The sequence below is a fragment of the Chthonomonas calidirosea T49 genome, assembly GCF_000427095.1.
Classification (GTDB): Bacteria; Armatimonadota; Chthonomonadetes; order Chthonomonadales; family Chthonomonadaceae; genus Chthonomonas; species Chthonomonas calidirosea.
This window is the reverse complement of the sequence record NC_021487.1, coordinates 1,868,331-1,881,950: the sequence shown is the minus strand read 5'-3', so window position 1 is coordinate 1,881,950 and position 13,620 is coordinate 1,868,331. Positions and strand designations below refer to the sequence as shown.

Here is a 13,620-nt window from a genome sequence, read left to right as displayed (position 1 = left end):
AAGGAGATTTAAAATCTATGACCGCAGTTGCTACGAAGCGCGTCTATCTGTTCCATGAAGGTAATGCGAAGATGCGCGATCTTCTGGGCGGTAAAGGCGCGAACTTGGCCGAAATGACCAACATCGGCCTTCCGGTTCCCCCTGGTTTTACCATTACCACTGAGGTCTGCAACGAATACTATGCCAACGGCCAAAAGCTTCCTGCCGGCCTTATGGACGACGTGCGCGCCGCAATGAAGTTTGTGGAAGAGAAGATGGGGCGCACGTTTGGGGGAAGCTATCGGCCCCTGTTGGTCTCCGTGCGATCTGGGGCTAAGTTCTCTATGCCCGGCATGATGGATACCATTCTTAATCTAGGCTTGAACGAGACCACCGCAAAGGCTCTTATAGAAGAGACCAACAACCCTCGGTTTGTCTACGATGCCTATCGGCGATTTATCATGATGTTTTCCGACGTGGTGTTGGGGTTAAGCAAGCACGACTTCGACAACAAAATTTTGCAGGCCTACAAGGAGCAAAAGGGTTACAAAAGCGATTTGGAGATGAGCGCAGAGGATTGGAAGCTCATCTCCGAAAAGTTTTTGGAGTATGTTCGTGAGAAAACCGGTCGTGATTTCCCCACCGACCCTTATGAGCAGCTCGAGCTAGCCATCGAGGCTGTGTTTAAGAGTTGGAACAACGAGCGCGCCATCGTCTATCGGCGTACGGAAAAGATCCCCGACAATCTCGGCACCGCGGTGAACGTACAGGCTATGGTGTTTGGGAACGCCGGCGACGATTCGGGCACAGGTGTCGCCTTTACACGCGATCCTTCCACTGGTGAAAAGGTGATGTTCGGTGAGTATCTCATGAACGCCCAGGGCGAAGATGTGGTCGCTGGCGTGCGCACTCCTGTGCCCATCTCGGAACTGCAGTCGCAAAACCCGGAGCTGTATCGGCAGTTCGTCGAGATATGCAATATCTTGGAGCGACACTATCGAGACATGCAAGACCTGGAGTTCACCATTGAGCATGGGCGCCTCTTCATGCTGCAGTGTCGTTCCGGGAAGCGCACCGGCCCAGCGGCGGTGAAGATCGCCGTGGATATGGTGCATGAGGGACTTATTACGAAAGAGGAAGCCGTAACCCGTGTTACCGGATCGCACCTCGATCAGCTGCTGCATCCGCGCATAGACCCCAAAGCTCTTGAGGGGAAGAAGCCTCTGATCACCGGCATTCCCGCCTCTCCAGGTGCGGCAGTGGGGAAGGTGGTGTTCGATGCCGATACCGCAGCCAAACTCGGTGTGCATGGAGGAGCGGGGGAAAAAGTTATTTTGGTGCGCGATGAAACGAACCCGGATGACGTGCACGGTATGTTGGCGTCGCAGGGGGTATTGACGGCGCGAGGCGGCAAAACCTCCCATGCGGCGGTCGTCGCTCGCGGTTTTGGCATCCCCTGTGTGGTGGGCGCTGAGGGGTTGAAGATTGACGAGGAGGCCAAAACCTTTACCGTCAACGGAACCACCGTACACGAGGGAGATGTGATCACCCTAGATGGCTCAACGGGGGCGGTCTATCTTGGCGCTTTGCCGCTGATCGCGCCGGAGGTGAGCGGGGCCTTCGCCGAGCTTATGAGTTGGGCCGATAGCATTCGCAAGCTGCGGGTGCGGACCAATGCCGACAATCCGCGCGATGCACGGCAAGCCGTGGAGTTGGGCGCGGAAGGCATCGGTCTCTGCCGTACCGAACATATGTTCTTCGAGCAAGATCGCCTGCCTATCGTTCAGGAGATGATTCTCGCGCAAGATGAGGCGGTGCGTCAAAACGCACTCGATCGCCTGCTGCCCATCCAACAGAAGGATTTCGAGGAGATTTTTGAGGTGATGGCCGGCAAACCGGTTACCATTCGCCTCATTGACCCGCCGTTACACGAGTTCCTGCCCTCGCATGACGAGCTTTTAGCGCAGGTAGTCGAGCTGCGCGTGCGCGGCGATAACCCGCAGGAGCTTGCCGAGAAGGAGAAACTGCTGCGAGCCGTGGAAGGCATGCGCGAGGCCAACCCAATGATGGGCTTGCGCGGTTGTCGACTCTCCATCGTCTTCCCTGGGATCGTCGAGATGCAGACGCGGGCGATTTTGCAAGCGGCTGTGGCCGTGAAAAAACGCGGCATAGACGTGTATCCCGAGATCATGATCCCGCTCGTCGGCCATGTCAACGAGCTGAAAACGGTTCGCGCCAACTTGGAACGTGTGGCGAAAAAGGTGATCGAGGAGACAGGAGTAGCCATAGACTATAAGTTCGGCACCATGATTGAGATACCACGTGCCGCGCTTGTAGCCGATCAACTGGCTGACCCGCAAAACGGCAACGCCGAGTTCTTCAGCTTTGGTACCAACGACCTTACCCAGATGACGTTCGGCTTTAGCCGTGACGATGCGGGCAAGTTCCTCGTGCCCTACTTGGAGCAGAAGATACTGCCCACCGATCCTTTCGAGACGATCGATCAGGAGGGCGTTGGCAAACTGATGCGCATGGCCACCGAATCGGCCAAGAGGGTTCGGCCGGATATTAAGTTGGGTATCTGCGGAGAGCATGGCGGTGACCCCGATAGCGTGAAGTTCTGTCATCGCATTGGGCTAGACTACGTCTCCTGCTCCCCGTTTCGGGTGCCCATAGCGCGTTTGGCCGCTGCACAGGCCGCCATCGAGAACGCCGCGGAGGGCGATAAGTAACCTAAGATCGTTCGCGTATTCGACCCCCTCTCTGCCGAGGCAGAGAGGGGGTTTTTCATAAGAGGTAAGGCTATGCCTTTAGCGCCTATTGCCATGCGCAGCAGACGATCGTTTCGGGAACCATGAGGCGCACTGACGGCACATTCTACGAGCCAAATATGCTGGGTCTGCTGGCTGCTGCGGCGTTGCCAATAACCTACCTCTTTTTTTGTTAGAGCGGCGGCCTTTTTGGCAGCGAGGGCTGAGCGGGCTGTATGGCGTTGGGCTGATGGGGATGATCGTGCTCTCTGGCAACTGGGCAGCGACACTGGGGGCCTTGGTGGCAGCGCTTTGGATGCTGTAGCAGGTTGCGCAACAACGCAAGCAAAACCCATTGAGATCGGTGGGGTTTTGGGGTGGGCTTGCAATTCCTTTGGGCGTTGCCCGCTTCGTCAACGGAGTACGGATGTGGGAGCGCGTCGATCAAACCTCTACCGACCGCTCCTCTTTAGGCCATCTACGCCTATGGTATAACGGATTAGAGGGTTTTACCCATCACTGGTTGTTTGGAGCCGGCCTGGGTTACATCTCGTTGGCCACGGAAGATAATGTGACGGACTATGGGGTGTACGACCCCGAGAATCTCGTTTTGCAGTGGTTAGCGCAGTTTGGCATCATAGGAGGCATTCTGCTTTTGCTCTCCGCTTATTTTGTTGTAAAGGCTGTTAGGGGTTGCTCGCTTTCACCATCACGCTACAAGCGATGTGGGCGGCGACGGCTATTGTGGGCTGCTTCAACCCGGTTTTAGGGCCTGCAAGCATGGCTGGAGGGGCGCTGTTAGGAGTACTTCTGGGGTAGCACGCTGTTGTTACCGACCGATTCGGGTGGGGGCTAGGAGGCCGCAGAAATAGTGTACTCCTCCCCAGCATGCGCCTCGAAGCGCAGCTCCTTATCGCCTTGTGTTATCTGTTTGCCCGCATGAAAGACGGTCATTCTGGCTGCAGCGCGTATATAACACGGAGCCGAGCGCAACGCACGCACCTTCGCCCCCGTCAAGGCGCCCTTATCCCATTCTATATCTACCTCGAAACCGCCGCGAGCGCGAAGCCCGCGAACCGAACCTTTTGGCCAAGCGGTAGGTAGAGCTGGCAACAGCGCAATATAGCCTTCATGGCTTTGCAGGAGCATCTCGGCCACGCCGGAGGTAAACCCAAAGTTGCCGTCTATTTGGAAAGGAGGATGGGCATCGAATAGGTTTAAATAGACTCCGCCGCCATGCACCTGTATGCCGGTTACATCCACAGGGGTAAGCAGGTCGTTTACCAGTTTATGCGCGTGGTTGCCATCCCGCAGGCGAGCCCAGAGATTGATTTTCCATGCCAGCGACCAGCCGGTGCCGGCGTCGCCACGTATCTCCATAAAACGTCGGGCCGCCTGAGCCAGCTCCGGTGTTTGGTCAGGCGTTATCTCGTTGCCTGGAAATAGCCCGTAGAGAGGCGACATATGGCGATGATGAGGGTCGGTCGGTGGAAAATCTTTGTACCACTCCTGAATCTGCCCTTGAGAGCCGATCTGATAGGGAAAAAGTCGTTCCTGCGCTCTACGCAGCTGCTCGACGAACTCACGGTCGGTTTTTAGCGTTTCGGCCGCCTCGATGCAGTGTCCAAACAGTTCGCGAATGATGGCCATATCCATGGTGGTGGCCACACTAGAGGCAGCCGACCGTCCGTCGGGCGCAATAAAGCGCAGCTCCGGTGAGACGGATGGAGCCGTCACCAGATGTCCTTTTCCGTCTTCGATAAGCCAGTCAAGGCAGAACTCTGCCGCGCCCTTTATCAAAGGATAGGCGAACTCGCGTAAGAAATGGAGGTCACCGGTATAGAGATAGTGCTCCCACAAATGTCGGCAGAGCCAGGCACCTCCCATAGGCCAGTTCGCCCATACGGGATCGCCGTGCCCCTCTCCAACCGGAGCGGTTTGTCGCCAGAGATCTGCGTTGTGGTGGGCAGTCCATCCGCGTGCCCCGTAGTTGATCCGGGCCGTCTTCTGACCGTTTTCGGAAAGCTCACGAATAAACGTGAAGAGCGGTTCAGCGCATTCCGAGAGGTTGCAGCTTTCGGCAGGCCAGTAGTTCATTTCTGCATTGATGTTGAGCGTGTAGTTTGAACTCCAGGGTGGGCGCAACTCATGGTTCCAAATGCCTTGTAGGTTCGCCGGTTGCGTTCCAGGGCGTGAGCAAGCAATGAGCAGATAGCGGCCATATTGAAAAAGCAACGCTGCCAAGCCTGGGTCGGGGCGGTGTTTGCTCTGCACAAGTCGCTCGTCGGTGGGCAGTGTCTCCCCTTCTGAAGAGCCTAGATCGAGACTTACCCGGTGAAATAGGTTTTGGTGATCGCGCACATGTTCTGCTTTGAGCGCCTCGTAGGTGCGTCCTTGGGCTTTGACGAGGGGGGCATGAGCGCGGGCGATGGCGGTTTTTACGTCGGTGCTGGGTGGGTGGCGGAAACCGTTAAAGCTTGAGCCGGCCGATAAGGTCAGAACAACCTCATCCGCCCCTTCCACATGGAGACCGTTGGCGGAGGTTTGCAGATGACCACCCTTTGCGTTGACATGCACATAGAGGGCGAACCGCATGCCCGGCCCGTCAGGAGTATCGGAGTAGATGACCGGGTTCGGAGCGTTGAGGTAGTTTGGGGCGATATGGGCAGGGCAGCGCCCTTGTAACAGCAATGTGTCGGCGGAGACGGCTTCGAGTGTGGAGGGGTGCGGACTGGTGGGACGTGCCGTAAATGTGAGGCCCCCTGGTGTATCGCAAGTTAGGCGCATCACGATGACATTGGCAGGATAGGAGGCGAAGACTTCGCGTGTAAAACGGGTGGTACCGAGCCGATAGTCAACGGTGGCGATCGCCGTGTCTAAGTGGAGGGCGCGTACATAGTCTTCGGGCGACGCCGGCCCCGCATCGAAGTCTAGGTAGAGATCGCCGAGGGGTTGGTAAGACTCGTTATAGGGGCCTTGCATTTTCTGGCAAAGTGCATCGCCTTCGTGATAGTCTTCGGCTAGCAGGGCGCGGCGCGCTTCCGGAAGCACCTCCCGCGCTTGTGGGTTGTTCCAATCACGTGGGGCGCCAGACCAAAGGGTGTCCTCATTCAACTGCAGGCGCTCGGTCGGCCAACCGCCAAACACCATTGCGCCCAAGCGCCCGTTTCCCAGCGGCAGCGCCTCTTCCCAAGCGCGTGCAGGTTGCTTATACCACAATCGCATGTTCTGTTCGCTCCTTTCTTGGTTGCCTTTGCCTTCTGCGAGGCCCATTTTTCTCGTTAGCCACAACGATGCGAGAGCCTGAAACAGGGCCCTTCGGCTGATAGCCGAAGGTTTGTGACGTCGCTTCATCATCTATGAACCTATTTCAGAGAAGAGGGCGTGGTTGTTAGGGTAACTTCAGCCGGTGCAAGCCCATCGGCTGAGGCCCGCACGTGGATGAGGCCGGCATGTTCACCAGCTCTTACCACCAGCATACATTTTCCGTTGAAAGCGCTGCGGTAGTCGGCGATGTTTGGCTGATGGCAGCTCGGATCGCCGTTCCCAACACCGGCAATGGTGCCTGCACCGCTCACTTGGAAATGCACCAAATTATCGGCGGTTGGAACCGTGCGACCTTGTGCGTCCACCACATCCACTTCAATAAGCGCTACCTCCTCTCCATCGGCGGGAAGTGTGGTTGTGCTTGGTCGAAGTCGCAAAGCCGCTGCAGGGCCGGTTGTTTCAACCACATCGGTAGCTACTGTTTGGCCCGCGGCGTTGTAGGCTTTGGCCTCTAACGTGCCGGGCTGGTAAGGAACGCTCCATTCCACATGGCCCCATTTCGGCATGGGCTTCTTGCCTAGACTTTGGCCGTTGAGGAAAAGCTCGACTTCATCGGCATTGCTGTAGCACCACACCGAGATAGGTTTTCCCTCCTGTCCCTGCCAGTTCCAGTGGGGGAGGATATGAACGATGGGTTTATCTCCCCACCACGCTTTGTAGTAATAGTAGTTATCTTTTGGAAAGCCGCACATATCCATAAGGCCGAAGTGCGAGTTTACACAGGGCCACCAATAGGGGGTCGGTTCGCCACGGTAGTCGAAGCCCGTCCATACGAAGCATCCGGCGACGAAAGGTCTTTCGGCCACTGGGCGCCAGGTATCTTCGGCGGTCTGTGCCCATGGAGGCGCATTGAGGTCGTACGCGCTGACGTATCCTTTTTGGGGGTCGTTTTCATAGATGCCGCGGTCGGATACGGTGCTGCCGGCTTCACTTGCAAAGAAGGGCTTATTGGGAAAATGCTCATGAAACCAGTCATAGCCTCCGGGATTATAGTTTCCGCCTTGAAGGTCTTCCACATTCGAAATCCCTTTTCCCCAGTCGCCATTCATCGCACAGGTCACGGGGCGTGTTGGATCGAGCGAAAGCACCACCCGCTTCATGGCGGCAAAGATACGCGCTCCCTCCTCCGTGCCTTGTAGCGGCTCTTCGTTACACATAGACCACATGATGATAGAGGGGTGATTTCGGTCGCGTTGAATCATGGCTTTTAAGTCGGAAAGGTCCGAGTAGGGGGCGCCGTGGGGCGTTTTGGGTGAATAGACATCTCCCAGATGACGGTTCTCATCCATCACAAGCATTCCAAGATGGTCGCAGGCGGTAAGCAGCTCTTCGGAGGGTGGGTTATGGGAGCAACGATAGGCGTTCGACCCCATCTCCTTCAGTTTGGCGATGTGCCACCACAAGAGGTTATCGGGCATGGCGATGCCGACGCCGGCAAAATCTTGATGGTTGCAGGTTCCTAGGAGCTTAACGGGCTTGCCGTTGAGGTAGAAGCCGGTGTCGGCGCGAAACTCGATGGTGCGAACGCCAAACTCGGTTTTCACCTCATCGAGCACGTCATTGCCCTGCTCGATGCGACTAATGGCTGTGTAGAGATAGGGCGATTCGAGCGACCAGAGATGTGGGTTAGATAAAGAGATATTTTGAACGAGCTGGCGCGTCTGCCCTGGAGGAACGAAAAGGGTTGAGGATGAACGCGCTACCGTCTGTCCAGTGGCGTCGAGGATGAGGGAGAGAAGGCGCACTGGGCCGCGGCTCTGATGCGATGCATTGGTGACCGTCGTTTGTATCGTAAGCAGGGCTTGACGAGAGGAGGGAAGTTGGGAGGTGACGAAGACACCCCAAGGAGTGATATGGATTGGGTCGGCGATGGTAAGCCAAACATGGCGATAGATACCCCCTCCTTCATACCACCACCCTTCGGCGCGGCGCGCATCCACGCGCACGGCGAGCACGTTCCATGCTCCATAGTGTAGGAAGGGAGAGATATCATAGCGCACCCCGATATAGCCGCTCTGATGTCGTCCCAGGAAGTGCCCGTTGAGCCAGAAGCGGCTATCCCTGTAGATGCCCTCAAAGTAGAGCCAAATGCTCTTGCCTTTTGCGGAGGCAGGTATATAGAAATGTTTGCGGTACCACGCCACGTTGGTTGGCAAGAATCCATGGGATCCATCGGCCTTTTCATCGTAGTTTCCTTCAACCACGAAATCGTGAGGGAGGTGAACGACCCGCCACAGACTATCGTTGTAGGAGGGTAGGGCAGGGCCTCTGGCGGCATCTAGATTCACATAAGGCATGAGGAGCGTGTTGCCGATGCCGCCTGCGCCCGCAGTGTTTTGCACGAGCACAAGCAGGACGTTTGGGCCATTTGGACGCCATGCGCTCTGTAGAGGAACATTGAAAGGATCGTCCCAGCCTTCATGATGAAGCAGGAACTTCCCATTAAGATAGACCGTTGCGTTGTCGTCTACGCTGTCAAAATGGAGCATGGGCTGAGGATAGGTGACGGAAGGAAGGAGGGTGCGATACCAGCTGTAGCCCACTCTGCCGTGAAACGTATCTTGGCCTGGTGTGGCCGTATTCCATTGAGAGGTGTCGAATTGTGGGTTGGAGTAGGTTATCACATCCTTTGGGTCGTTTTCGCCTTGCTGCCAATACCACTGGGTAATGGGTACTCCCTGCAGGCTGGAGGGTATATCGCCCAAATGGAAGCGCCAGTTGTCGTCTAGGCGCGTACGCACGCGGGCGTTCCCTTTTTGGCTCGGTAGTGTGGTGAAAAGAAAGCTGAGCAGAAGAGGGGCAAACACCCAGAAGACCTTTTCCCATCGTCTGGGATGAGTCATGCCTATTCCTCCTAGAGGTTTTGAAAGGGTTCAATGTTAAAATAAAATTCATCATAGAACCGATGAGTTCCTGCCGATGAAGCGATCGGTGCTCGATCTTCAGGCGGATGAGGACGGATAGTTGCATCTAACAAGACCCTTACAGGCGCGCCGTGAAAAGATTCTTGCGGGGTTGCTCTTCGCCTCGTTACTGGTGGCCCTCGTCAATACCCTAGCCGCCTGGCGACGTACCGCTATTCTCGAAGCAGCATGGAAAAGGAATCCGGACGAGTTGAGCGCGCAGTGGGCGGCGCGCCAAATAGAAGCTTTCGGGGCGCGGCCGGCGGCCATCGCACTGTTGCTCTCGCATCGCAACCCAAACGCCATCTGGTTCGACTATCGCCTGCACTACCTGATTTTGCCGCGGAACTTCGATCTGTTTTGGGATGTCCTGCCACAAAATGCAAACAGACGGTTCGCTTTTCTCATTACCTATGGGGCGGCGCAAGCCCAGCCTCTTCCACCTGGTTGGAGACTCGTTGGGCGAGCGCAACGCGCCTCACTCTCCGTTTCTTCGAGCTATGGCAATCTTCGCCGCCATGAGCAGAGGCCTCCTGGGTTTTTCTCTGCTTCTCTCGCCGCATGCTTAGGGCTTGTGAGCCTGATGGTTTTGGTGATAGGGGGCTGGTGTGCCCTTCGAGCGGTCTCCCCTGCGCGGATAATGGCTACTTGGTGGGGCGAGCTTGCCGTAGCGCACCTGGTGGGGGCGGCGATGTTGACCTGTGGTTGCTCGCCGATCGCGTTCATCGCACAGCATTTCGCGCTCTGGGAGGGCTATGTGGGATTGGTGTCTGGTGTGCTGCTCTCGTGGGCTGGATCCCATATCTTTTTAAGGGGCCGGCAAGAGGCCACCGTATTGCAGAGAGAGACCGCCTTTCCTCACTTCCCACAGGAGCGTGTGCTTTCCGTTATCGCATGGGGCGTGCTGGGAATAGCGTTTTGCGTGACGGTTTGGCAGGGGTTAGCGCTAGGCATTGACTGGGACGGTTATTCTATTTGGCAGCTCAAGGCAAAAGCTTTTGTAACACAGGGCGGCTCATTGAGCGTTTTGCACGATAGCTATCACTTCTTTTATGCTCATCTCGACTATCCGCTGTTGGTGCCCATACAGACCTGGTGGACATGCGCGCATGCGGGCAGCTATTCAGAGCTGTGGGTGCAGGGCATAGGGCTGCTCTTCACTATGGACATTCTCGCCTTGTTTGCCGATTTCTGCTTGCGCGTTGTAGGGCGCACTCCCGCTGTGGTTGGTTGCGCGCTTCTGCTGGCTATGCCCGTTTTCAGTCATATGGCGCTTTCCGGCTTTGCCGATATTCCTCTCGCAGCCTATCTCATTGCGGTAGGAGTAGGGGGTACACTAACGCTTTGGGGAGAGCGAGGCGCGCTTTGGGTTACCGGATGGTTACTGGCAGGGCTTGTCTTAACGAAAAACGAGGGTTTGGCCGCGGTTCTTGCCATGCTCCTCGCCTTTCTCTACAGCACACGAGGTCGGCTGCGTTTAAAGCGTCAAGGGCTCGCGCTATGGCTCAGTTTTCTGCTGTTAGCTTACCTGCCTTGGGCACTGATGAAACATAGGTGGCAGCTTACCAGCGATCTTTTTGTGCCCGGCGTGCTGCAGCGTGCCACGAGCCAGACGCTGCCCCATCTGCTCTACATCCTTTCCGAGTGGATCTTCCACCTATTGCGTTTCGGCCCTTGGTATCCGGCTTGGGGACTGTTGGGGGTGTGGATAGGCTTGGGTCTGTTTTGTTGTGGAGGACATGTACGAGAAACGGCTCGGCTCTTCGGGCTGATGGGGTTGTTGTTACTGACCTTCGACTCGGGTGTCTATCTGATCACACCGCACGATCTCCATTGGCATATCGCCACCAGCATGGACCGGCTGCTTTTGCAGGTAGTGCCTTTGCTTCTACTAGCTGCATTTGCAGCTTGTTTTGGAAATTGGCGCCACGACCCGCTCTCTTAATCTGCTCTTAAACTCAAATGGAGTAGACTAATGCCATCGTTTTTATAACACCCAGTAAGAGGAGTTCATCGAGATGTTACGAAGGACATTGGGGTCTGTCCTGGCGGGGGTAAGTATGATGGCGCTGGGGCTCGCTTTTTGCCTTCCACAGCAAAACCCTCTAGCGGATGTGAAACCCGACCCTGCGATCGCTCGTTATACGGTGCCGGAGAATAAGGAGCCGGTTCTTTCGCGAGAAGAGTTGCTGCAGCTTGTCCGCAAGAAGATCCGCTATGTCTTTATTCTCTATCAGGAGAACCGCTCTTTCGATCACTATTTCGGGACATTTCCGGGGGCCGAGGGGTTATTCTCTCATCCGGCGGCGGAGACGCCCGGGTTTTACCAGCCCCTGATCGGCGTAGATGGGCTAACGCGCACCATTCATCCGTTTCGTATTGGACCGGCCGAGTTTGCCGCCGATACGGACGATGTGGATCATTCGCACGATGGCATCGTCACCAAGATGCACATTGTGGATGGAAAGCCGCAGATGGATCGCTTCGCGCTTACGGAAGAGAGACGCATTTCGCGAGAGGGCAATCCATCGCTGAAAGCGGTACAGTTCGGCGAGCTTACCATGGCCTACGTGGATGGAGACACGGTTCCTTTCTACTGGCGTTATGCCAATCGCTTTGTGCTGTTCGATCACATTTTTCAGCAGATGACCGGCCCTTCCACTCCAGGTAATCTTTCCATTATCGCTGCACAAAGTGGGATGACTCAATGGATGCTGCACCCTGAGCTAGCCTTTAAAGGGGGTTATAGCCCCGGCGTGCCGGTGCTGAACGATGCCAACCCCTTCTGGGGATCGAGTGAAGATAAGACTACGGAGGGGCGCATGCCCTACAATCCGGAGGATCTGCGTTATCCTCCACAACTAAATCTCACCTTTGCCACCTTGCCACTGTCGCTAACGGGGAAGCAGGCCAAAGAGGTGACTCAGCACGACCGTGACCCTGATAAGGACCTTGCCGACGTGCTAGACGATGTGAGTTTTCTTTCCAACTCGGGAGGGGATCGTATTCCATGGGGTTGGTTTGAGGAGGGTTTTGACAAGGAGCCAACCGACGACAACGATGCCGATCCCACGGACGCTGCAGGCCTCCACGCGTCCTATATCACCCATCATAACGGTCCGCAGTATTTCGGTTATATCGCCAATAATCCGGAGATGTCGAAATCGCTGCGCGGACTTAAGGACTTCTTTGAAGCCATTGACCATCGAAAGCTGCCGGATCGCGGTGTGTTTTATGTAAAAGGTGGCTACCGCAATATCTTTGGTATGAAGCCGGGCGACCCTGACCCCAAGGTTCAAAAGAGTTTTCTCGGCGATGATGACCACCCAGGCTACTCTGACGCGCAGATCAGCGAAGCGATGGTGGCGGAGGCGATCAACCATATTGCGCATAGTCCTTATTGGAAACAGTGTGCGATCATCATCACCTGGGACGATTCGGAGGGCGATTACGACCATGTGCCGCCTCCTCTGCGGGCTGTTGGGCCAGACGGCAAGTGGCTTTCGGATGGGCCACGCGTGCCGCTTATCTTCATCTCTCCCTTCGCCCGCACGCACGCTATTATCCACGAGGTAGGTGACACCGCCTCCGTGGTGAAGTTTGTAGATGCCGTGTTCGGCCTTACCCCTTTGGCCGATCTGCCGGATGAGAAGAAGGGGCGTGCCATAGGGGAGCAGAAGGGACTTCAGAACATGGGGCCCTTTGACGACATAACGCCCGATATCACCGACCTCCTTTCGGCGTTTGACCCAGCCCGTTTGGCCGGGAAGGCCGCTGCGCTTCCACCGAGCTACGTCGAGATACCTGAAAACGTCGTGCGCATCTTACCACAGCTGAGTGGCTACGGTCTGCGCCAGATAGGAATCGTTCCGACCGACTATCGGCTAGGGATCAAAAACGAGATCCCGCCCGACTTCAATCCGCGTCCAGGCACCAATCCTACCGTACCAAAATAGCCGCGTACCACCGTACAAACTGTACAAGAGGTATAATGAGCAGAACCCAGGGCAGCGCTAAAACGTATCGGAAAGAGGGTAGCGCAAACAGATGTTGCAGCGACTTGGTTTACGGGAGTGAGTTATGGCTTATAAGACGGTTGAGCTTGCACTGCACGATTCGGCCACGCCGGTTCCGAGCTTTGGGCCCGGGGGCACGCCCTATGTGCTTGCCAAGCTCGATGAGCTGGTGAATTGGGCGCGACGCAACAGTTTATGGCCATTAACATTCGGTTTAGCTTGTTGCGCCATTGAGATGATGGCCTCTGCCGCCACCCGATTCGACATCAGTCGTTTCGGATCGGAGGTGTTTCGCGCCTCGCCACGTCAGGCCGATGTGATGATCGTGGCCGGAAGGGTTTCCACAAAGATGGGGCCTGTGCTGCGCTCAATCTACGAACAGATGCCCAACCCCAAATGGGTCATCAGCATGGGGGCTTGTGCCAGCACGGGCGGTATGTACAATAACTACGCGATCATTCAGGGCGTGGATCAGATCATTCCGGTGGATGTATACGTTCCCGGCTGCCCACCAACTCCAGATGCCCTTATCTACGCTGTGATGAAGCTGCAAGAGAAGATCAAGGCGCAAGGGGCGGGCAAGCTGATCGAGTTGACCCCTTTGCAAAAAGAGACTTCGGGAACAGCTAGGGAGGGAAAGTAAGG

Annotated in this window: 7 protein-coding genes; 5 read left to right on the top strand and 2 right to left on the bottom strand. The window is 56.1% G+C overall.

Annotation, left to right across the window (positions count from 1 at the left end):
* The first annotated feature begins 17 nt into the window (after window positions 1-17).
* Both ppdK and CCALI_RS07790 read left to right on the top strand, forming a co-directional pair.
* Window positions 18-2,711 (top strand): pyruvate, phosphate dikinase, encoded by a 2,694-nt coding sequence (gene ppdK / locus CCALI_RS07795; protein WP_016482934.1) that lies wholly within the window; start codon window positions 18-20, stop codon window positions 2,709-2,711.
* A 382-nt stretch (window positions 2,712-3,093) separates the two neighbouring features.
* Window positions 3,094-3,498 (top strand): O-antigen ligase family protein, encoded by a 405-nt coding sequence (locus tag CCALI_RS07790; protein WP_231730024.1) that lies wholly within the window; start codon window positions 3,094-3,096, stop codon window positions 3,496-3,498.
* An 83-nt stretch (window positions 3,499-3,581) separates the two neighbouring features.
* On the opposite strand, the gene CCALI_RS07785 is transcribed toward CCALI_RS07790, so the two are convergent.
* Both CCALI_RS07785 and galA read right to left on the bottom strand, forming a co-directional pair.
* Entirely contained in the window at window positions 3,582-5,954 is a 2,373-nt protein-coding gene (locus CCALI_RS07785) for a glycoside hydrolase family 95 protein (protein ID WP_016482932.1), read from the bottom strand.
* Between the two features lie 140 nt (window positions 5,955-6,094).
* Window positions 6,095-8,899, bottom strand: coding sequence for a beta-galactosidase GalA (gene galA, locus CCALI_RS07780; protein WP_016482931.1), 2,805 nt, complete (start codon window positions 8,897-8,899; stop codon window positions 6,095-6,097).
* A gap of 121 nt (window positions 8,900-9,020) precedes the next feature.
* Between galA and CCALI_RS07775 the strand changes: the two genes are divergently transcribed.
* From CCALI_RS07775 to CCALI_RS07765, 3 genes are all read left to right on the top strand, one after another.
* Entirely contained in the window at window positions 9,021-10,904 is a 1,884-nt protein-coding gene (locus tag CCALI_RS07775; RefSeq protein ID WP_016482930.1) for a hypothetical protein, read from the top strand.
* 73 nt (window positions 10,905-10,977) lie between these two features.
* Window positions 10,978-12,915: a phospholipase C gene (locus tag CCALI_RS07770; RefSeq protein WP_016482929.1), complete on the top strand. Its 1,938-nt coding sequence runs from the start codon at window positions 10,978-10,980 to the stop codon at window positions 12,913-12,915.
* 124 nt (window positions 12,916-13,039) lie between these two features.
* Window positions 13,040-13,618: an NADH-quinone oxidoreductase subunit B gene (locus CCALI_RS07765; protein ID WP_016482928.1), complete on the top strand. Its 579-nt coding sequence runs from the start codon at window positions 13,040-13,042 to the stop codon at window positions 13,616-13,618.
* Window positions 13,619-13,620: the final 2 nt, after the last annotated feature.

Excerpts from the sequence above, each read along its gene's own strand:
- CCALI_RS07785 (WP_016482932.1), bottom strand. The coding sequence starts at position 5,954 with ATGCGATTGTGGTATAAGCAACCTGCACGCGCTTGGGAAGAGGCGCTG.
- galA (WP_016482931.1), bottom strand. The coding sequence starts at position 8,899 with ATGACTCATCCCAGACGATGGGAAAAGGTCTTCTGGGTGTTTGCCCCT.
- ppdK (WP_016482934.1), top strand. The coding sequence starts at position 18 with ATGACCGCAGTTGCTACGAAGCGCGTCTATCTGTTCCATGAAGGTAAT.
- CCALI_RS07765 (WP_016482928.1), top strand. The coding sequence starts at position 13,040 with ATGGCTTATAAGACGGTTGAGCTTGCACTGCACGATTCGGCCACGCCG.
- CCALI_RS07770 (WP_016482929.1), top strand. The coding sequence starts at position 10,978 with ATGTTACGAAGGACATTGGGGTCTGTCCTGGCGGGGGTAAGTATGATG.